The organism is Acinetobacter sp. T63 (assembly GCF_053852345.1).
Window position 1 is genome coordinate 248,552 of the sequence record NZ_CM132659.1, and the last position, 21,037, is coordinate 269,588.

Genomic DNA, 21,037 nt, shown 5'->3' on the forward strand with positions numbered 1-21,037 from the left:
GCTAACATTTCCGCAGTTTAAAATCCAAATCATTGATGGAGCTCAAATGTTAATACAACGCGGTGGATTAAAAGTTGTGGCAGGTCTTGGCATTTCAGGTGTTGCAGCAGTCAACTTCTTGCATGATCAGGGCTACCGCGTTGCCGTAACAGACTCTCGAGCGACACCCCCCGGCTATGACCAGATTCCGGCCGAGGTTCAGACCAGTTTTGGCCAGTTTGACCAGGAACTGCTGTTGTCTGCTGAAGAAATTATCATCAGTCCGGGGCTTGATCCAAAACTGCCAGAAATTCAGGCGGCAATGGCACAGGGCATTCCGGTGGTCAGTGAAATCCAGATTTTGCGCCGTGCTACCGACAAGCCAATTGTGGCCATTACCGGCTCCAATGCCAAAAGTACTGTAACCACGCTAATTGGCCTGATGGCTGCCGATGCTGGTAAGAAGGTCGCGGTTGGAGGCAATCTGGGCCGTCCAGCGCTGGATTTAACCAAAGATGATCCGGAGCTGTATATTCTGGAACTTTCCAGCTTTCAGTTAGAAACCACTTCAAACCTGAATGCTGAAGTGGCGGTGGTGCTGAACATGAGTGAAGACCATCTGGACCGTCATGGTGACATGCTCGGTTATCACACCGCCAAACACCGTATTTTCCAGGGTGTGAAACAGGTGGTGTATAACCGTGATGATGCACTGACCCGTCCACTGGTGCCAGATACCACCCCTATGCAGAGCTTTGGTCTGAATGCCCCAGATATCAACCAGTTTGGTATTTTAAAAGAAACAGATGGCACCATTTGGCTGGCGCGTGGCCGTGAACGTCTGCTGAAAAGCAGCGACATGTATATTCAGGGTACGCATAATATTGCCAATGCCTTGGCCTGTCTGGCGCTGGGTGAAGCGATTGGCCTGCCGATGGACAGCATGCTGAACACCTTAAAAAGCTTTAAAGGTCTGGAGCATCGCTGTGAATTCGTCAAAGAGGTCGCAGGCGTGCGTTATTATAACGACTCCAAAGGCACCAATATTGGTGCCACCCTTGCGGCACTGGAAGGCTTGGGTGCAGCAATTCAGCCGTATGGTGGTCAGGTGGCCATTATTTTAGGCGGGCAGGGCAAAGGCCAGGACTTTAAGGCACTGCGTCAGGCGCTCAGTCAATACGCCAAACTGGCAGTGTTGATTGGTGAAGATGCTGCGCTGATTGAAGCGGCGGTACAGGGCACTACCACGCTGCTCCATGCCGACAGTCTGCAACAGGCGGTCACACTGTGCCAGCAGCATACCCAGCCGCAGGATGTCGTGTTATTGTCACCTGCATGTGCAAGTTTTGATATGTTCTCGGGCTATCCGGAACGTGGTCGTCAGTTCGTGGCTTATGTCAACGAACTTGGTCAAGAATAATAAGGATTTGGGATATGGCTGGCTTTGCTCAGACAACGATCAATAAAATCAATCAGGTCTATGAGCGCTGGTTACCGCGGTTACCGGCCGAAGTGAATGTACGCAATGTGCTCATTTTTAGCGTATTGGCCTTGCTCTGTATCGGCTCGATTATGGTGGCGTCTGCCTCAATGCCCTATGCCGAGCGTATGCATGAAAATGCCTTCCATTATGTACTGCGGCATGGTATTTCAATTGCGGTAGCGCTAATTGCCGCCTATACCGTGTATAAAGTTCCCTTAAACCTCTGGTTCAATAACACCTTCTTTTTATGGATTATTACCATTGCCTTGCTGATTGCAGTACTGGTGGTCGGTACCGAAGTCAATGGTTCCAAACGCTGGATTCGGGTGGCCGGGTTTACCTTGCAGGCTTCAGAAGTGGCCAAGGTGATGATGGCGATTTTTACCGCCGACTACGTGGTACGTCGTGCCGAAGAAGTGCGTAATAATATTAAAGGTCTGGTACGGCTGGCAGTGATTATGGCGGCGACTGTGGGCCTGATTACGGCAGAACCGGATTTGGGTGCGACTGTGGTGATTGCACTGACCATGCTTGGCGTGTTCTTCCTGGCCGGTGCGCCGCTGATTCAGTTCGGGATTGCCTTGGGTGCAATGCTGGGCGCGTTTACCTTCCTGGTGGTGTTTGAACCCTATCGTTTTGAACGTTTAATGTCTTTCTCTAACCCGTGGAATGATCCGCTCGGGGCCGGTTATCAGCTGTCAAATGCTTTAATGGCTTTTGGCCGTGGTGAATGGGCCGGGGTGGGTTTGGGGCATAGTATCCAGAAAATGTCCTATCTACCGGAAGCACATACTGACTTTATGCTGGCGGTACTCGGCGAAGAATTTGGCTTTTTGGGTATTCTGGTGGTGCTAAGTCTGTCTTTCACTATGCTGGTCTGCTGTATTCGCATTGGTCATCGTGCCTTGCGTCATCAGTACTTGCGTGCCGGTTATCTGGCTTATGGGATCAGCATCATCTTCCTGTTACAGATTCTGGTGAATGCCGGCATGAACATGGGCATGTTGCCGACCAAAGGGTTGACCCTGCCATTCATTAGTTATGGTGGTTCATCACTAATTATGTGTGCGGTGATGGTCAGTCTGATTCTAAAGATTGAAAGTACTACCCAGCAGACCAATCCAAGCCGTGAGGAATCAAGCTTCTAGATTGCTCTGCTGAAATGGATCTGGCTGAGCATGGTGCAACACCGTGCTTGGCATTTCCGTTTTACAGTTCAGACATTTGACAAAGCTGCCTTTGGCTTTGGACAGCGGAATTAAAGGAATAAAAAATAAGGAAAAATAATTGCGCTGCTGCTTCAGTTCATAGCTGGTGCGGGTGCGACAGACCGGACAGACAAACTGGTTTTTCTCCAGCACTTTGGTTTTTGGACCAATCCCGAAAATAAAAAACATAGTAATCCCATCTTGCAGTTATTTTTTTCTAGATTAGCGCAAATTGTGTAGTTATGCGTAGCTGCCCTGTAGCTGAGTTGTATGTGGAATGGCGTCAATTGACCACTGGGCAATGGCTTGCTGCAGCATACGTGCCGGGGTGTCTAAAACTACCGGGGGTTGGTGCAAAGCCGTGAGCGCCTTTTGTAATAGCAGAGGAGCCTGATTTAAATCCAGCGGCTGGGCCAGGTTCTGCTTGGAGAGTTTTTGCCCCTGATCATTCATGGCCAGCGGCAAATGCAGATAGCGCAGTTCCGGATAGCCCAGCACCCGCCCAAGCCAGATTTGCCGTTCGGTATTGTCCAAGAGGTCTGCGCCGCGGACCACATCGGTAATGCCTTGCAGATAGTCATCGACCACCACGGCCAGTTGATAGTTAATAATCCCGTCACGGCGTTTTAAGACAAAATCACCCAGATCCTGCTGCAGGTTGGAGCAATGCCGGCCCTGCAAGCGGTCTTCAAAGCAGATGTCTGTATCGGTCACTTTCAGGCGGATGGCCTGCTGTGCAAAGGGGAGTTGCAGATTGCGGCAGGTGCCAGCATAAATATGATTGGAACCGAGCATTTTACGCGTGCACTGACAGGCATAGACCCAGCCTTGCTCGGCGAGTTGCTCAAGAATGTCTTCGTAAATGGCCAAACGGTCTTTTTGAAACAGAATCTCGCCATCCGGCTCGAACTGAAAGGCATCTAAAGAACGCAGGATATGCGCTTCACTGCCGGGATAAATACGGGGAATGTCAGTGTCTTCAATACGGACCAGCCAGCGCCCATGCTGGGCCTTGGCATCGCAATAACTGGCCACCGCGGTAATGAGGGAACCAAAATGCAAAGGGCCGGTTGGCGATGGCGCAAACCGGCCCACGTAATTCTCTTCAGCTTTCCCTCCCTTTATCAAAGGGAGGGGCAGGGAGGGATTACGAATAGACATGCTTAACCGTTATTTTGCTTCTCTTTGATTTCTGCCAAAGTTTTGCAGTCAATACACAAAGTCGCAGTTGGACGCGCTTCTAAACGGCGTAAACCAATTTCGATTCCGCAGGTTTCACAGAAACCGTAGTCATCGTTTTTAATGGCTTCAATGGATTGTTCAATTTTACGGATCAGTTTGCGTTCACGGTCACGGGTACGTAACTCGATGGCAAACTCTTCTTCCTGAGTGGCGCGGTCGTTTACGTCAGGCAATGCAGTATTTTCATCTTGCATTGTGTTTAGCGTACGATCAACTTCAGACATCAGCTCGGCTTTCCAGGCCAAGAGAATCTGACGGAAGTGCTCAAGCTGGCCCTCAGACATATATTCTTCATTTTTTTTCGGCTGATAAGGCTCAATACCAAATAAGCTAGCAGTAGAACCACCTTCTGACGCCTTTGGCTTTGTCTTACGCACGCGCTTTGTAGATTTTTCCTCTACAACATCTGTTTGTTCGTCCAAGACTTGATTTTGGTTGTCATTCGCCATGTAGGGCATTCCTCATCATATACGTATTATCTATACGCAAAAAATATGGTGATATGCAAGTGTTTTTATCCACTCCCAAGGAGAAGATTATCCCTTCGGGGGTCGTCATCATATAGACTTTTTATGTATATTGATAGTCTTTGATGTTTGGATTTCGTCGTATCACGTTTTCCTTCGCAGCCATAACTTAAAGCAAAAAGATTAAAATGAAAAGTTAATAACCTGAAATTTCATTATTTATTTGACCGACCAAATTTTCAACACGATGCACCTGTGTGTCGAACTCGCCATTGTCCTTTAAATGCAAGACCCGATAGCCCGGTGCTTCCTGTCCCAGGGCAAAATCATCACTGTGTGGTTTAAACTGCACTGAAGTCGAAGGCGTTGAATAAAAAGGAATATTGTTCCAGATGTTTAGTGAATCCTGATGCACGTGGCCAAATAAAACCGCTTTAATATTCTGGTGCTTGACCATCACTTCAGTCAGATCTGCGGTATTTTTCAGTTTATGCTGATCGACCCAATGTGACTGCATGGCAAAAGGATGATGATGACAGGCCAGAATCACATGCTGGCCGGCATGTTCGGTTAACAGCTGGTCCAGTTGCGCGAGCTGGGAGGGTTCAATCCGGCCATCAATCTGATTCTTGACCGCACTGTTCAGCAGCATGATGGTCCAGCGACCCAAATGAATGGCATGTACCCGGTTTTGCTGCTGGTGAAACGGAAAATACTCCACCTCATCATGATTGCCTGGAATCTGATAAAACGGAATATTCAGGCGGTGCATAAATGCCAGATAGCGCGCATAGGTCGCCGGCACTGGCACCTGTGCCAGATCCCCGGTATGAACAATGGCATCCAGCTCAGGATAACGTTGCTGAATATCACGCAAGATGCCATGAAAGCTGTGTTCCGGATTCATCTGCACAAATTTAAGGTCTTCCTGATCCATTAAATGTGTGTCTGAAATCTGGACGATGGTCCAGCTTTGTGTATTTTTGCTTATAAAAGTCATGCCTGACCCCTTAGACATTCCTTATGGTTTAATTTGTTGTTGTAACCATTGCAGGGCGATGATCAGCGGCGCATTCCTGAGCCGACCATTGGCCAATAAGATCGGTAAGTGCTCATACTCAAAAATATGCAATTGAATATTTTCGCCTTCCTCACTAAGACCAAACACACCGCCTTGTTCAGGCAAATTTACTTTCGCACTATATAAATGAAAGATTTCCGCACAAGCTCCTGCAGAAGGATAGAAGGTAAACAGATGCTGCAGTTCTTCAACTTCGCAGCCTGATTCTTCTAGGGTTTCACGGCGAATGCAGCTTTCCGGTGATTCATCACCATCGAGTACGCCCGCAATGACTTCGAGTTGCCAGGGAGAATCCTGATCATCCATTGCCCCAATACGAAATTGTTCTATTAATGCAAATTTATGTTTTTTTTCATCATATAACAATACACCGGCTGCCTCCGGGCGTTGAATCAACTCCCGATGAATGACCGGTGTATAGTGGTTTTGATTAAACAGGCGATGGCTCAGACTGACTTTTTCAACCTGAATAAAGCCACGAAACAAGAATTCACGCTGTTGAATGCGCAGTTCATTTCGACCATAGGTCGCCTGTTTAAGTATTTCCATAAAACATCATACGGATGAAGAACATCAGTTTTCATCCTAACTGAGATTAAATGGAACACAAACTCTTTTTCGATAGTTTAGACGTCGTGGTACAATTTTTGACCAGTCTGCTGATAGGTCTCCTTCATGGCTTTGAGACCTTCCGCAACCTCTGTATCACTTTGCATGGCTTCTTTAGCAAGATTCTGATTTTGCGCATAATCTCTCACATTTTGGGTGATTTTCATGGAGCAGAATTTCGGTCCACACATCGAACAGAAGTGCGCTGATTTGTGTGCTTCTTTCGGCAAGGTTTCATCATGCATACTGCGCGCCGTATCCGGGTCCAGACTCAGGTTAAACTGATCTTCCCAGCGGAATTCAAAGCGGGCTTTGGACAGGGCATTGTCACGCGCCTGCGCACCCGGATGACCTTTGGCCAGATCGGCGGCATGTGCAGCAATCTTGTAGGTGATAATACCGTCTTTAACATCTTTCTTGTTCGGCAGACCTAAATGCTCTTTTGGCGTCACATAGCACAGCATGGCCGTGCCATACCAGCCAATCATGGCGGCCCCAATGGCCGAGGTAATATGGTCATAGCCCGGTGCAATATCGGTGGTTAGCGGACCAAGGGTATAGAACGGCGCCTCTTTGCAGACTTCCAGTTGCAGATCCATATTTTCCTTGATCATATGCATTGGCACATGGCCCGGGCCTTCAATCATCACCTGCACATCATGTTCCCAGGCGCGATGCGTTAACTCGCCCAGGGTACGAAGTTCGCTGAATTGTGCTTCATCATTGGCATCCTGAATACAGCCCGGACGCAGACCATCGCCCAGACTGAACGACACGTCATAGGCTTTCATGATTTCGCAGATTTCATCGAAGTGGGTATACAGGAAGTTTTCTTCATGATGCGCCAGACACCACTGTGCCATGATTGAACCACCACGTGACACAATACCGGTGAGGCGGTTGGCGGTCAGCGGTACATAACGCAGCAGTACCCCAGCATGAATGGTGAAGTAGTCCACACCTTGTTCGGCCTGTTCAATCAGGGTGTCTTTAAAGATTTCCCAGGTCAGGTCTTCTGCCACGCCGTTGACTTTTTCCAGGGCCTGATAAATGGGCACGGTACCAATTGGCACGGGTGAGTTACGGATAATCCATTCGCGGGTTTCATGAATATTTTTCCCGGTCGATAGGTCCATGATGGTATCGGCGCCCCAGCGGGTGGCCCAGGTCATTTTCGCCACTTCTTCGGCAATGTCGGAACCCAGTGCCGAGTTACCAATATTGGCATTAATTTTCACCAGGAAATTACGGCCAATAATCATCGGCTCAATTTCAGGGTGGTTAATGTTGGCGGGAATAATGGCGCGGCCGGCAGCGACTTCCTGACGTACAAATTCCGGGGTAATTTCACGCAGATTTTGTGCGCCAAAGTTTTGTCCCGGATGCTGGCGCATATCGACGCCTTGCTGCTGGCGCAGGTTTTCACGGATGGCGATGTATTCCATTTCCGGAGTAATAATGCCCTGTTTGGCATAGTGCATTTGGGTCACGTTATGCCCGCGTTTGGCCCGGCGCGGTTTCTGGATATGGGCAAAACGGATGTCGGCAGTGCGGATGTCACGCAGGCGTTCCTGACCGAATTTAGAACTGAGCTGATCCAGAATTTCAGTATCGTTACGCTCTTCAATCCAGCGTTCACGCACATTCGGTAAACCCTGGTTCAGATCAATATTGACTTCCGGGTCGGTGTAAACGCCAGAGGTGTCATAGACCATTACCGGCGGATTGTGTTCACCGCCTAAACTGGTTGGGGTTTCAGTCAGTTCAATCTGGCGCATCGGGACACGGATATCCTCACGTGAGCCCTGGATATAGACTTTGCTCGAAGCGGGTAAAATACGGGTGAGGTCTTTGGCATCTTGCTCGTGTTGAGCAGAAATAGCCTCGGAAGAAAGATTCGTTAATTGGTTCATACCATGATCCTTATGAAGAGCATCAACGAATCAAGCACGACCAAAACGAAACGGATTTATCCTGAACAATAAATCGAAACTTAAGGTTTAGTTGCGCTTGATTCCTACGCAGGTGTTAACCTGATCAGGTTCAACGGTACTTGTGCTTAATCATCTATACGGTTAGACAATTACACAATCTCAGCGAGGATTTACTCGCGCTCCGTCAAGCTGCTTAAATCTTAACAGGTTGGCTTAAAAAGGCCAGTGATAAAACTGCCAAATTGGTGGGTGGCTTAGTTATTCTGATAAGGCATACAGACCGCATCGCTAAAACAGTCACGGGTCGGAATTAAGCCGTTTAGCGGTAAATCCAGATAATGGGACAGCTGCTTTAGCGCCAGGGTGTTGGCACGTTCATTGTTTTGTTCCTGTGCGGTCAGGCTGACTGGAATACGGTTACGCCGTTCCTGTGGCGACATCTGCACAAAGCTGCGGAATTTACGCGCCTGATCTGCCAGTCGCGACTGCTCCAGCTTGGCCAGCTTTTCAATTTCATACCAGACACTGGGTTGAATCGCATATTCTGCTTCATAGCTGTCTGAAACCGGGGTATTTAAGGTGCCTTTAAACAGGAACATACGATAGACCTGATCCAGATAACGCGCATCGCGGATATAGCTGCTGTCAGGATAGTTTTTGACATAATCTTCCCAGAACAGGGCGCGACGCACCACTTCCTGGGCATCAATGGTCAGGCCGCCATCACGAATCGGGCGTTGCATATTCTGCTCTGCCAGATTTTCAATAAAAATCCTTTCGGCATCGGGCAGATAAGGCGCAAAGATACGGGCCAGATACTGCGGATTACGCCGATAGACCAGTTGCCCTTCACCGGCATCATACAGGTCGACATAGGCCTGACCTTTGTGTTTCAGCAGATACTGGTCGCGTAAGGCAAACTGTTCGAAATGGCTTTGCTGAATGGTGGGATGCTGGGCCAGATCAAAGGCATACTGATCAAAAGCGGTCTGCTGCTGGGCGGTACGTTCGACTTTCAGAAAATTCTGGTACATCTGGGCAGACAGTTCCAGCAGATGCTGCTGGTCGGGGAAATCCATTAGCGGCAAACAGACTTTTAAATCCTGGTTAATCTGTTCCAGGGCAAAGGTGGTGCGCTGCTGGTTAATCTCGCGCATTTCCTGTTCAATGCCGCGGCAGATCGACTTTAAATCGACCGCCTGTTCAGCCACAGCCTGCTTCGGCTTCTGTTCAATGACCACAGGAGGTTCTGGCCTTTGACACGCGGTCAAAACCATTGCAGAACATAAACTGAGCAGTAAAGTACGCCAGCGGGGAGAAATAAGCTTCACGATAACCCAATTAAAAAAGCAGCAAAAAAATAACAAGTGCGGAATGTATGGCGCTATTGTAACCAGCTTCGGGCCGGTGAATTGTAGCGTTGTGCTGAAGTTTGGTTACATGGCTGTGAGTGCGCTCCTGGCTCAACTCAACTGGACAGCTTGCTGCTTGAGTTAAAGCGGTAAAATATAAAAAAATAATCAAAAACATACGAAAAAAATGCGATAAATCGCTACTATGGAGCAAATTGAGTCAATGCTTGACTGAGACATGGCCATTTTGGCGAGATGAGTTAAACGAATAAAATGAAGAAAAAAATATGTGTATTGGGCCTGCTGTTGTTTAGCCCTTGGGCGCAAGCCTTGGATCTGGTCGAGGCCTATGAGCGTGCCAAAGCCACCGACCCGAACTGGCAGGCCAATCTGTTGCAATATGAAGCCGATCAACTGAATTTAGGCATTGCCAAAGGCAATTTGCTGCCGACCGTGACTGTGTCTGGCAATATCACCCGGCGCAGTCAGGACGCCAATGCTGCGACAATTCCAGGTTTTCCAGTCAGCTCTGAAAGCCTGTCGCCTTCAGCAACCACCACCCGTCAGGTGAGTGTCACTGCACGCCAGCCTTTATTCCGCTGGGATGCCTGGGAAGGCCTAAAACAGGTCAAAACCTCACTCAGTCTCAGTGAAGTCACCTTAAGACTGCAAAAGCAGGAGCATATTTTAAATGTGGCCGAAGCCTATTTTAATGTGCTGCGCCAGCAGTCTTTAACGACGGCCTATTTGCAGGAAGAGCAGGCACTGCTGGAACAGCTGAACATGATGAATGCCAAGCTGCGCGAGGGACTGGTCGCACGCAGTGATGTCAGCGAAGCCGAGGCGCAATATCAAAATGCCAAGGCCAGCCGGATTGCTACCCATGTGCAGCTGGTGCTGGCACAGGAACAACTGGCGCAGCTGATCGGGCCATATCGTGAAAATCTGGCGGTACTGCGAGATGACTTTCAGTTCCAAAAGCCTTATCCGGCCAGTTTAGAGGCATGGACCGAGCTGGCACAAAGTCAGAACCTGTCCATTTTACAGGCCCGCTTGCAGCAGCGTTATGCTGAAGACCAGAAACGGGTGGAGCAGGCCGCGCGTTATCCGCAAATTGAAGCGGTCGGTACTTATGGCTATAACAAGCAGACGCCACAAAGCCTGATTTCTCAGGATGGTCAGTTTGATCAGGTCGGCATTGAAATGAACTGGAATGTGTTTACCGGCGGCCGTACCCAGCGCAATATCCAGAAAGCAGCCGTGAATGTCGATAAAGCCGAAGCCGAGCTGGATGCGGCCATCCGTAAAGCCAATACCGATGTAAAAAGTGCCTATTTGCAGGTGGAAACCGATCAATCCAAGTTACAGGCACGACAGGCGGCCATGCAATCGGCGCAACTGGTATCGCGCGCCTCCCGTGCCCAATATCATGAAGGCCTAAAAACCATGGTCGATGTCCTGCTGGCCCAGCGTAATGCTTTTTCGGCCAAGCAGGACTATTTGAATGCCAAATATGATTATCTGATTAATGTGCTGCGCCTCCGGGCATCGGTGGGGCAACTCAGTGAAAAAGATCTGGCCGAGATGAACTTGTGGTTAATAGAAAAACCTTAAATTTCAATAAAATAAAATGATGCAATCGGGCACTTGTTTAAATTGTCATAAAAGCTTAATGTTTAATGTGATTTAATAATCAATGATCAAATAAGTCCGTTATTATTGCATTGGAGTACATCTCTTGAGTCCAAATAATCCTGTGTTAAATCACCATATTTCTTCTCAATTTAATGAAGATCTACAGGATGTCAATACAAAATTCATGACCATGGGTGGCTTGGTAGAGCAGCAGGTGGCCAATGCGATTCATGCATTGCTGGACACAGATGCCGCGATGGCAATAGAGGTGCAATTTCAGGACAATGCAGTGAACCGTCTGGAAACTGAAATTGATGAAGCATTAACCCTGATTTTGGCGCGCCGTCATCCCGCTGCAATTGACCTGCGCATGGTGATTGCCATGAGCAAGGCCAATACCGACCTGGAACGTATTGGCGATGAAGCGGCCAAAATTGCCCGGATTGCACAAAGCCTATGTGAAGAAGGGGGCTCGCCGCGCGGTTATATGGAGACCCGTCATATTGGTAACCAGGTGCGAGTCATGATTCATGATGCGCTGGATGCTTTTGCCCGTTTAGATGTCGATCAGGCTTTACGTGTACTGCTGGCCGATGCCGATATCGACCGTGAATACCAGTCGGCCACCCGGACTTTAATGACCTATATGATTGAAGATCCACGTCATATTTCCCGCGTCATCAATGTAATGTGGGTACTGCGTTCCCTAGAGCGGATTGGTGACCATGCGCGTAATATTTCCGAGCAAGTGATTTATATGGTCAAAGGTCTGGATGTGCGTCATACCAGCATGGAAGAAATTGAACAGAAAGTTCAAGAACGCTAAGTTTGAATACCAGAAACAGCCTGAAATAATTTCAGGCTTTTTTTTATGGATTACGCATAAAATGGATAAAAAAAATCCCAGATTTTGGGGGAAATCTGAGATCGAAATCGGGGATATTTATATCTATTATAAGAGATGCTTCCATCTCCTTGATTGTTATTATAGGAAGATGATGCGCGGAAATCTTTAAGCTTATTGTAGTCTAATGTTGAGTTTTATGAACAAATGTATCGGCCAGTTACAATACTAATCGGTTAAATAGGTTAATTTTAATCTAAATTATAAACCCCTGATTTTGGTGAAGTAAAACTTTATAGTTGTCCAGATATACCTGTCAATTCAATAAAAACCAATCACCTTAAGCTCACTATAAACAGGGAGCTTGCGGCTGGAAAACAACAAAGTTCATCTACTTTTTCTGTGCCAAGCCTGAAATGGGTGAATGAAGAGGAATTCATTTTTTATCGATGAAATTTTTTTGGATTAAAGGCTAAAAGCATCTTCCGAGATAAAACCCTATGTGCAGTGGTTGATCTTGGGTTTGGATAGAGTAAAAGAAAAGCTCCATTTCTGGAGCCTTTCAAATTTAAGCCCACGCGCTTCGCTTGTCTTGCGTAATTTGTATAACCGTGCATAAAAAAGAATCCCCAAAAAATGGAGATTCTTTTTGCATGAAAGCCTACGCGGACTTCGTCCTTGTCTTGCGTAAAACTTAAAGCAGCGCTTTAAGTTTTACTCAGGCTTTAGCCCTTCGGCTTTTTCTAAAGTTTCATCATTATTGAAGAATTTTTCGCGTTGTTCTTCCAGAAACTTTTTCGCATCTGCTTCAAACACGTTTAAACGCTTTTCATTGATCAGCGTGGTCTGGTGTTTCAGCCATTCGTTCCAGGCCTGTTTAGACACGGTATCAAATAACTCCTGACCTTTGGCACCCGGGAACGGGGCAAAGTCCAAGCCTTCCATTTCTTGCTGATACTTACGGCAAAATACTTGTCGAGACATATCCATACTCCGAATTTATGATTAAGCGTAAAGTTGCTCTAAACGGGCGTGGGCGCGTTCAATCGCAGCAGCGACTTGTGCCGGAGCAGTCCCCCCAATATGGTTACGTGCATTCACTGAAGCTTCCAGAGTCAGGGCTTTTTCAAATACATCGGCCTGAATCAGGTCAGAGAACTGCTGCAGCTGTTCCAGGGTCAGTTCAGACAGGTCTTTGCCTTCCTGTACGCCCAGTGCGACCGCTTTACCAACAATTTCATGGGCATCACGGAAAGCAACGCCATTTTTCACCAGGTAATCCGCAAGGTCGGTTGCAGTAGAGAAACCACGCAGCGCTGCTTCACGCATTTCTGCAATGTTAGGCACCAATGCCGGAATCATGTCAGCAAACGCCATCAGTGAACCACGTACAGTATCAATTGCATCAAACAGAGGCTCTTTGTCTTCCTGGTTGTCTTTGTTATAGGCCAGTGGTTGACCTTTCATCAGGGTCAACAGGCTCATTAAGTCGCCATAAACACGGCCGGTTTTACCGCGAACCAGTTCAGGGACATCCGGGTTTTTCTTTTGCGGCATGATCGATGAACCGGTACAGAAACGGTCAGGAATATTCACAAATTTAAACTGGGCTGAGGTCCACAGAATCAGTTCTTCCGACATACGTGACAGGTGCATCATGATTAACGATGCCGCAGCGTTAAATTCAATCCCGAAATCACGGTCAGATACTGCATCTAAAGAGTTTTCAGCCACGGCATCAAAGCCCAGTAATTCTGCGGTATAGGCGCGGTCGATTGGATAGGTTGTACCTGCCAGTGCAGCTGAACCGAGTGGCATACGGTTCACACGTTTACGGCAGTCAATTAAGCGCTCAGAGTCACGTACCAGCATTTCAAACCAGGCCATAAGGTGGTGACCAAAAGTCACAGGTTGAGCAGTTTGTAAATGGGTGAAGCCCGGCATAATCGTGTCAGTGTTTTTTGCCGCCAGGCTTAGAATACCAGTTTGTAGTTTTTTCAATAATTCTAAAATGGCATCAATTTCATCACGCACATACAGACGGATATCAGTCGCCACCTGGTCGTTACGGCTACGGCCGGTGTGCAGTTTTTTACCGGTAATGCCAATACGCTGGGTCAGGCGTGATTCGATGTTCATGTGCACATCTTCAAGGTCAATACGCCATTCAAACTGACCCGCTTCAATTTCGGCTTTAATGGTGTTTAAGCCGTTGATGATGTCGTCACGTTCCTGTGCAGTCAGCACGCCAACTTTGGCCAACATGGTTGCATGGGCGATTGAACCGGCAATATCTTGTTTATAAAAGCGTTGGTCAAATTGGACAGATGCTGTAAATTCAGCAACAAATGCGTCAGTAGCTTCAGAGAAACGACCGCCCCACATACCCGAAGTCTGGGTTTGTGACGGATTTGAGGAATTAGAAGATGTGGTCATGTCGGCTCAATAGAATAAAAAGCAGTAATTTGAAAACGAGTATAACAAATTCGGAATCACTTGCCGAAGGGCAGGTGAGATCATCTTTTGCAGATACGGCTGATGAAAAAAATTACAGTTATTTTTTTACGAAAATAGGGCGTTGGCAACATCTAATTGAATTATTTATTGCCAGCAATGTATTGGCCATGGTGCTGGCACTGGCTGAAGCGCAGGGCTGGCAGGCATTAACCGGCTCAAGGCTGCTGCAATATGTGCTGTATATTAACTGGGTGCTGCTGGCCTTTACTGCCTTTATTGAATATTTTCAAAGACGTTTGGGCCGGATGAGTCTGGGCTTTTCGCTCGGTTTTGGTTTTTTATTGCTACAGCTAATTGTACTGGTGACCACTTTAAGCCTGAATCTGCTGACGCATTTTGGCCAGAATTTTCATCTGCGTGACTTGACTGCAGCCGAGCTGGGGGGCGGGCTGGATTTGCATTTAAGTTATGGCATCTTGCTGGGAGCATTCTGTTTTCGCTATTTATATTTGCGCGAACAGAATTATCTGCGCGAGCAAAGTGCTCTAAAGGCCAAGGTGCATGCCTTGCAAGCGCGTATCCATCCGCATTTTTTATTCAACAGTTTAAATAATGTCATTAGCCTGATTGCGATTGATCCTGAAAAAGCCGAGCAGATGCTGCTCAATCTGTCACGTCTGTTTCGTGCCAGTTTACAGGAAGTCAAGCTGGTCAAGCTGCAGGAAGAAGTTGAATTATGCCAGCGTTATCTGGAGATTGAGCAGATTCGTCTGGGTGAACGCTTGCAGGTGGAATGGAAAATTGAACAGCCGCAACTGCTCAGTCAGGTACAAATTCCCTTATTAACTTTACAACCTTTACTGGAAAATAGTATTTTTCATGGTGTTGAAAAAATATCCAGACCGAGTACCATTAGCGTATTGGTAGAAATTTTGGAAAATCAAGTCAATATCGTCATTACAAACCCTTACGTAAACGCTAAAATGAATTTACGACAAGGACATGGTATTGCAATTCAAAATGTGCAACAGCGTCTACGCGCCTTTTATGGAAGAAAGGTGGTCTTTCAAACGTATGCAGGGGAGGGCATGTATACCACCGTGGTACAGTATCCATATAAATAAAAAAAAATTCACGTTAAGCTATAAAAATAAATGATTTAACGTAAAGGAGGGATAAATGGATGTTCTGATCTGTGATGATGAACCTCTTGCAACTGAGCGTTTGGCCCGCTTGGTGACTCAACTTGGACATCAGGTGGTGGCAACCGCCAGTCATGGTGAGCAGGCCATTGAGCTAGCAGATGAACATCAGCCAGATGTCGTGTTATTAGATATTCAGATGCCAGAAATGGATGGACTAAGCTGCGCCCAGCATTTGCGCGAGCTTGACCCCATGCCGGCAATTGTCTTTTGTACCGCCTATGATGAGCATGCACTTGATGCATTTAAATCGCAGGCAGAAGGGTATTTATTAAAACCGGTCATGCAACAGGAATTGCAGCAGGTTTTAGATCACTTAACCAAACTCACGCAAGCCCAGCTGAGTCACATAAAACAAAAAGAAAATATGGAAGAATTGAATATAAAACGCCACCAGATCACGGCGAAAACTTATCGTGGTGTTGAACTGGTGCCTGTAGAAAATATTTATTATTTTTTAGCAGATCAAAAATATGTCACCGTGCGCCATAAAAATGGCAGCGTGCTGATTGACGAAACCTTAAAAGACCTGGAGCATGAATTTGCCGACCAGTTTATTCGGATTCATCGCAATGCACTGGTCTCGATTCATTATCTTGAAGGACTGGAAGTGATTAATACCGGTCAATATCAGGTGCGTTGTCGTGAACTGGAAGAACGTCTGGCAGTAAGCCGTCGTCATTTACCGACCTTAAGAGAACGTATTCAGAAACTGTAAGCACCGGCTGAAATGGCTTTTTCGCCATCTCAGGGTGCAAATTGACTTGCATTTTCAAGCGATCAGGTTAAGTTTAAGGGAATCCTTTTATTTGCTTTCACTGACATGATGAACACCCTGAAAATTGCAACTCGACAAAGCCCGCTGGCATTATGGCAGGCGGAATACATTCGTGCGAGTTTAGAAGCCTTACATGCCGGTCTAAACGTGGAGTTGGTCACCTTTGTGACCCAGGGTGATAAAATTCTCGATACCCCCTTAGCCAAAATTGGGGGCAAGGGACTGTTTGTCAAAGAATTAGAAGCAGCTTTGCTAGATGGTCGTGCTGACCTTGCTGTGCATTCCATGAAAGATGTGCCAATGGCGCTACCAGAAGGCTTAAGCCTGGCGGTGATTTGCGAGCGTGAAGATCCGCTGGATGCCTTTGTGTCCAATACTTATGCCAGCTTTCAGGACTTGCCGCAGGGTGCCAAAGTCGGAACGTCCAGTTTGCGCCGTAAATGCCAGATTTTAAAAGCACGCCCTGACCTGGAGATTATTGATTTGCGCGGTAACGTTGGTACCCGTCTGTCCAAGCTGGATGCAGGTCAATATGATGCGATTATTCTGGCCAGTGCCGGCCTGAAGCGTTTGGGCCTTAGTGAGCGGATTCGTCATACGCTCGCGCCTGAAGTGAGTTTGCCGGCCGTGGGTCAGGGCGCTTTGGGGCTGGAATGCCGGACTAATGATCAGGCCGTACTCGAGCTGATTTTGCCGTTGATGGATGATGAAACCAATGTCTGTGTACGCGCAGAACGTGCGTTTAATGCTTATTTGGAAGGTGGCTGTCAGGTGCCGATTGCCGGTTATGCCACTTTAAAAGATGGCCAGCTGTCGATGGAAGGCCGGGTGGGCAGTGTCGATGGCCAGACCTTGTTAAGCGCACAGCTCAGTGCGGCACCCGAGCAGGCCGAACAGCTGGGTGAACAACTGGCACAGAACCTGTTGGCACAAGGGGCAGGTGAGCTGCTAAAAGCCTTATATTAAGATGCTGTTTATTAATACCCGCCCGGCCGATCGTGCCTGTACCTTGTCACAGGCTTTAAGGCAACAGGCCTGGTCGGTGATTGAGCTGCCTCTGCTGGAATTACAGGCCTGTCCCTGGTCCGATGCATTGGCACAGCTGTACCAGCAATTACTGCAGGCGCAGCGGATTGTGGTGGTCAGCCCGACCGCGGTACACATCGGGATGGAGTATCTGGCGCAAAGCGGTATTCATCTCGATCAATTACAACATTTACAGTGGATTGCGGTTGGTGAAAAAACGGCGCAGGTACTGGCAGAATACGGAATTTCGAGCGCCATGCCGGAGGTTGAAACCTCGGAAGGCATGCTGGAACTGCCTTTATTAAAATCCCTGGCGGCCGGTTCATGTATTGCCTTCTGGCGCGGTGAAGGCGGTCGTCAGTTTATGATGGACAGCCTGCAACAGGCCGGAATGCAGATTCTGAATTTTATTTTATATCAGCGTCAGTGTCCGGCCGCGTCGATTCAGCAGATGCCCGCGCTATTGCCACAACTGCAGCAGCACCGGGACTATTGGATGCTGATTAGCAGTGAGGCCAGCTGGTTAAACTGGTTGCGGCTGAGTCAAGCGCAAAAAGAATTATTGAACCGGGGACGTTATCTGGTGCTGGGTGACCGCCTGGAAGCGCTGTTGATGGATTATCAACAACAGCATCACACCCGTTTTCAACTGATCAAGTTGACGAATTTAAAAACAGAAACAATACTGCAGCAGATTGAGCTTAAATCAGGACACGCATGAAGAAGCTACTTATTTTATTATTGATCATCGGCTTGGCCTGGATGTTAAAGCTGAGCTATGACGTATTTAAAATAACGGCGCAGCAGTCCGAATTGTCTCAGAGTATGCATCAGGCGGAAAAAAGCCGCGCCAATCTCAATGACCAGCTGGTGGCTTTGCAGCGCCAGAGTAGCAATCCTTCACCGTCAGCATCTTCAAGTGCGCCTGCAACTAATACTACAGTGCAGATCAGCCAGACCACGATCACGCCGCAGCAGATGCTTCAACAGCAGCTGGAACTGATCGAATTTGCCTTAAAGCAGGCGCAATATCCGTATGCACTGGAAAAGTTGGCAGTACTGGATGTTCAGCTGAATCAGTGGGCTTTGTCACCGGCCTTGGCCGAAAGCCTGCATCAAACCCTGAGTAAAGACCGGCAGCTGATCCAGCAATTTGCTGCACAGCGCAGTGCCCAGCAGCAGCAGGTCACTCAGGCTCTACAGCAGCTGGATCAGCTGTTGCGTCAGGAAATCCAGCAGCCGCAGCTGCAGCCGGCGCAAGCGGCCAATCCGGCCTTCTGGCACAAATGGTTGAAGCTGGAAGCCGCCGAGCAGCCAGCGACGGTGCTTAGTCAGCGTCAATTGCTGTTAAAAGAAGCGCAGCTGCGTTTATTACTGGCACGTCAGTTATTAGGACAAGGCCAATATCTGAATTATCAGCAGGAGCTGACTGAAATTCTTCATCTGTTACAGCCGCTGCCGGATCGGGGGGCGCAGCAGTTAAGCGCTGAATTGGCGGAAATTCAGAGCCTGACCGTGATTCCTGTGCCGGTGCTGACCAGCCGCACCTTATTGGATGAATGATCATGAAGCAGATTGTTCTGGCCTATGTCTTGGTCACGTTGGTGCTGGTGGCCTTGCTCAGTGTATTCAGTTATGGCTATGGCGCGGGCTATGTTTATCTGTATTGGCGTGACTGGCAGTTACAGACCAATATCTGGGTGCTTTTAATTTTATTGATGCTGATCAGTCTGGTGGTGCAGCTGATCTGGGCGATGCTAAAGCGTTATTTAAGCCGTGAACAGCGTAAGCAGGCAGCGGTGTTTGATTTCCAGCATTTACATCCTTATGAGCAAATGGCAGTAATCTGGCTGCTGGATGCCGCGCGTGAGCAGGACGCCTTTATCCGTCAGGTATTTAACCAGTCTGGTTTATTAAAAGCCGTGATTCATTCACGCCTATCGCTGATGCAGCAGGATTATCCGGTGGCTTTGCAGATGTTAAACCAGAGCAAGGCCATGGCCTTTGAGCTGGCCGAGTTGCAGCGTATTGAAATTTATCTGGCGCAGCAGCAACCGGAAAAAGCCCTGACCCATCTGGAATTTTTAAATGGCCATCAACTGTCGCCGTGGCTCAAAGATGTTAAACAAGCCTATGAACAGCGCTTAACCGCACTGTGGGGAGAGTTTGCGCTGCAGTATCCATGGTTATATTTGCGTGCGACCCAATATGGGCATTTAGGGCTGGACAGCAAGCAGTTATGGCTTGAGCAAATCTTGCAGCATTTTGAGCAGGCCACACCGGAAGCATTGCAGGATTTAAAACAGCGTTATTGCAATCTGTCAGGGCAGATATTTACCCAGCCGTATGCGATTAAAGTGCTGTGGTTAAAAGTGCTGGTACGCTTAAGCGATATGGGAGAGCAGCAGGAGCATCTGGCGGTGCATTTACTGTCTGAACAGTTTCATCAGGATGTGTTCTATTTATGGTTCCAGCAGCAGCTGTTAAAACCGGTACCGGATTATCTCAAGATTGAAGATTATCTGAATCAGTGGGAACAGCAATATCCTGCTTTACCGGTATTGAGTTTTGCCAAATGGCATATATTGGAAGCTACCGGTCGTCATGACGATGCAGCACAGCTTCTGGATTTATATCCGGAACATATTTTAATGAACTATTTAAGAATTAAATCGGCATTAAAAGATCAACCGCATTTACAGCAGCAGTTAAATCTGGTGTTTGAAAATAATAGTCATTTCATGAAAATTAAAATCTAGGTAAAGTCGCATGCAATTAACCGATTATCCAGTAATTCATCAACAAGTGGTGGCATGGGGCGATATGGATGCGCTCGGTCATGTCAATAATGTGATGTATTACCGCTATATTGAAAGTGCCCGCATTCATTATATGGATCAGATCAGAATGATGCAGCAATCCTTTTCGACGGTAGTGGCATCAAATCAGTGCAAATATATGCGTCCGGTATTTTATCCGGATACCTTAAAAATAGGTGTACGGGTTGAGGAAATCCGAAATAGTGCTTTTCGCATGCATTATATATTATGGAGCGAGCAGCAACAGGCTGTAGTCGCGAGTGCAGAAGCCATCATGGTTTGTGTGAATTCTGAAAGTATGCAGAAAATGCCATTACCCGAGTCGATTCGGCAGCATATTTTGGCTTTGGAAAATAGTGTGGGGCATTATCTGGATTAATTCTAATCCCGAATAAATAGATTATTTATCTCTGTTAATAATTGTTTTTCATTTCAAATAATGATTGAAACTTAATTCAGATAAAAATATGATGTATTAATGCAATTGAAGTAAATTAATATAAAAGCATACTTGTGGAGTAAATATGATGCCCGATATTAGTAATTTGTCTGTAGAACAATTAAAGCGCTTGCAGGAAGAAGCGGAAGCATTAATTGCATCGAAAAAGGACCAGGCAGTTGAAGATGCATATAATCAGATTTTGGCAATTGCTGAAAATGCGGGTTTAAGCATTGAACAGATTCTTGAGTTTGGTGCGTCTAAACGTAAAAAGAATGTACGTAAATCGGTAGAGCCGCGTTATCGTAATAAAGCCAATGCCAATGAAACCTGGACAGGTCGTGGTAAGCAACCGCGCTGGTTAGTGGCAGAACTGGAAAAAGGTGCCAAGCTTGAAGACTTCTTGATCTAAACTTCATCAGATTGTCATCTAAGCGCACTAGAGTGTCGAAACCAAGCAGAACTGCTTGGTTTTTTTATGT

Annotated in this window: 21 protein-coding genes and 1 riboswitch; of the genes, 12 read left to right on the plus strand and 9 right to left on the minus strand. The window is 47.3% G+C overall.

The annotated features are described in order from the left end of the window. The first annotated feature begins 46 nt into the window (after positions 1 to 46). Positions 47 to 1,399, plus strand: coding sequence for a UDP-N-acetylmuramoyl-L-alanine--D-glutamate ligase (gene murD / locus ACVLR6_RS01160; RefSeq protein ID WP_168382005.1), 1,353 nt, complete (start codon positions 47 to 49; stop codon positions 1,397 to 1,399). Positions 1,400 to 1,413: 14 nt separating this feature from the next. Next, positions 1,414 to 2,610, plus strand: a complete 1,197-nt coding sequence (gene ftsW, locus ACVLR6_RS01165; protein ID WP_160243608.1) for a putative lipid II flippase FtsW — start codon at positions 1,414 to 1,416, stop codon at positions 2,608 to 2,610. Here the strand turns inward: ftsW and ACVLR6_RS01170 are convergent. The 7 genes from ACVLR6_RS01170 to ACVLR6_RS01200 form a co-directional block, all read right to left on the minus strand. Then, positions 2,599 to 2,859, minus strand: coding sequence for a zinc-ribbon domain-containing protein (locus tag ACVLR6_RS01170; protein ID WP_005181597.1), 261 nt, complete (start codon positions 2,857 to 2,859; stop codon positions 2,599 to 2,601). The two genes, ftsW and ACVLR6_RS01170, sit on opposite strands and share 12 nt — an antisense overlap. 51 nt (positions 2,860 to 2,910) lie before the next feature. Further along, positions 2,911 to 3,831: a tRNA glutamyl-Q(34) synthetase GluQRS gene (gene gluQRS, locus ACVLR6_RS01175; RefSeq protein WP_286423298.1), complete on the minus strand. Its 921-nt coding sequence runs from the start codon at positions 3,829 to 3,831 to the stop codon at positions 2,911 to 2,913. 2 nt (positions 3,832 to 3,833) lie between these two features. Further along, positions 3,834 to 4,361: an RNA polymerase-binding protein DksA gene (gene dksA / locus ACVLR6_RS01180; protein WP_016659695.1), complete on the minus strand. Its 528-nt coding sequence runs from the start codon at positions 4,359 to 4,361 to the stop codon at positions 3,834 to 3,836. 214 nt (positions 4,362 to 4,575) lie between these two features. Then, the gene (locus tag ACVLR6_RS01185; RefSeq protein ID WP_455995676.1) at positions 4,576 to 5,379 is read right to left on the minus strand and encodes a metallophosphoesterase; all 804 of its coding nucleotides are present in this window, start codon (positions 5,377 to 5,379) and stop codon (positions 4,576 to 4,578) included. A gap of 21 nt (positions 5,380 to 5,400) precedes the next feature. After that, complete coding sequence (locus ACVLR6_RS01190) at positions 5,401 to 6,009, minus strand: NUDIX domain-containing protein (RefSeq protein ID WP_005181612.1); 609 nt, start codon at positions 6,007 to 6,009, stop codon at positions 5,401 to 5,403. Between the two features lie 77 nt (positions 6,010 to 6,086). Next, positions 6,087 to 7,982, minus strand: a complete 1,896-nt coding sequence (gene thiC, locus ACVLR6_RS01195) for a phosphomethylpyrimidine synthase ThiC (RefSeq protein WP_005181616.1) — start codon at positions 7,980 to 7,982, stop codon at positions 6,087 to 6,089. 84 nt (positions 7,983 to 8,066) lie between these two features. Continuing rightward, positions 8,067 to 8,197: riboswitch (TPP riboswitch) on the minus strand. A 60-nt stretch (positions 8,198 to 8,257) separates the two neighbouring features. Then, on the minus strand, positions 8,258 to 9,280 hold the full coding sequence (locus ACVLR6_RS01200) for a hypothetical protein (protein ID WP_455996146.1): 1,023 nt from the start codon (positions 9,278 to 9,280) through the stop codon (positions 8,258 to 8,260). 348 nt (positions 9,281 to 9,628) lie between these two features. Between ACVLR6_RS01200 and abuO the strand changes: the two genes are divergently transcribed. Both abuO and phoU read left to right on the plus strand, forming a co-directional pair. Then, positions 9,629 to 10,969 carry a multidrug efflux outer membrane protein AbuO gene (gene abuO / locus ACVLR6_RS01205; protein ID WP_455995678.1) on the plus strand — a complete coding sequence of 447 codons (1,341 nt, stop codon included), beginning with the start codon at positions 9,629 to 9,631 and terminating at the stop codon, positions 10,967 to 10,969. A gap of 124 nt (positions 10,970 to 11,093) precedes the next feature. Beyond that, positions 11,094 to 11,816 carry a phosphate signaling complex protein PhoU gene (gene phoU, locus ACVLR6_RS01210; RefSeq protein ID WP_005181619.1) on the plus strand — a complete coding sequence of 241 codons (723 nt, stop codon included), beginning with the start codon at positions 11,094 to 11,096 and terminating at the stop codon, positions 11,814 to 11,816. Positions 11,817 to 12,548: 732 nt separating this feature from the next. On the opposite strand, the gene ACVLR6_RS01215 is transcribed toward phoU, so the two are convergent. Together ACVLR6_RS01215 and argH are read right to left on the minus strand one after the other, a co-directional pair. Further along, a complete protein-coding gene (locus ACVLR6_RS01215; RefSeq protein ID WP_005181625.1) occupies positions 12,549 to 12,818 on the minus strand; it encodes an oxidative damage protection protein in 270 nt (89 codons plus the stop codon). Between the two features lie 21 nt (positions 12,819 to 12,839). Then, positions 12,840 to 14,270: an argininosuccinate lyase gene (gene argH, locus ACVLR6_RS01220; protein WP_171065096.1), complete on the minus strand. Its 1,431-nt coding sequence runs from the start codon at positions 14,268 to 14,270 to the stop codon at positions 12,840 to 12,842. On the opposite strand from argH, the gene ACVLR6_RS01225 reads away from it, so the two are divergent. From ACVLR6_RS01225 to ACVLR6_RS01260, 8 genes are all read left to right on the plus strand, one after another. Continuing rightward, positions 14,261 to 15,415 carry a sensor histidine kinase gene (locus ACVLR6_RS01225; RefSeq protein ID WP_104989206.1) on the plus strand — a complete coding sequence of 385 codons (1,155 nt, stop codon included), beginning with the start codon at positions 14,261 to 14,263 and terminating at the stop codon, positions 15,413 to 15,415. The genes argH and ACVLR6_RS01225 overlap by 10 nt on opposite strands. Before the next feature lie 55 nt (positions 15,416 to 15,470). Continuing rightward, positions 15,471 to 16,211: a LytR/AlgR family response regulator transcription factor gene (locus tag ACVLR6_RS01230; protein ID WP_005181633.1), complete on the plus strand. Its 741-nt coding sequence runs from the start codon at positions 15,471 to 15,473 to the stop codon at positions 16,209 to 16,211. 108 nt (positions 16,212 to 16,319) lie between these two features. Beyond that, positions 16,320 to 17,237: a hydroxymethylbilane synthase gene (hemC, locus tag ACVLR6_RS01235; RefSeq protein WP_455996148.1), complete on the plus strand. Its 918-nt coding sequence runs from the start codon at positions 16,320 to 16,322 to the stop codon at positions 17,235 to 17,237. Between the two features lies 1 nt (position 17,238). After that, positions 17,239 to 18,018, plus strand: coding sequence for a uroporphyrinogen-III synthase (locus tag ACVLR6_RS01240; RefSeq protein ID WP_455995680.1), 780 nt, complete (start codon positions 17,239 to 17,241; stop codon positions 18,016 to 18,018). Beyond that, positions 18,015 to 18,860 carry a hypothetical protein gene (locus ACVLR6_RS01245; protein WP_455995682.1) on the plus strand — a complete coding sequence of 282 codons (846 nt, stop codon included), beginning with the start codon at positions 18,015 to 18,017 and terminating at the stop codon, positions 18,858 to 18,860. The genes ACVLR6_RS01240 and ACVLR6_RS01245 overlap by 4 nt, the downstream gene beginning before the upstream one ends. Positions 18,861 to 18,862: 2 nt before the next feature. Further along, entirely contained in the window at positions 18,863 to 20,056 is a 1,194-nt protein-coding gene (locus tag ACVLR6_RS01250; RefSeq protein ID WP_127799618.1) for a heme biosynthesis protein HemY, read from the plus strand. 10 nt (positions 20,057 to 20,066) lie between these two features. Beyond that, on the plus strand, positions 20,067 to 20,495 hold the full coding sequence (locus ACVLR6_RS01255; RefSeq protein ID WP_005181644.1) for an acyl-CoA thioesterase: 429 nt from the start codon (positions 20,067 to 20,069) through the stop codon (positions 20,493 to 20,495). Positions 20,496 to 20,640: 145 nt separating this feature from the next. Further along, positions 20,641 to 20,967 carry an H-NS histone family protein gene (locus ACVLR6_RS01260; protein WP_005181647.1) on the plus strand — a complete coding sequence of 109 codons (327 nt, stop codon included), beginning with the start codon at positions 20,641 to 20,643 and terminating at the stop codon, positions 20,965 to 20,967. The last annotated feature ends 70 nt before the right edge of the window (positions 20,968 to 21,037 follow it).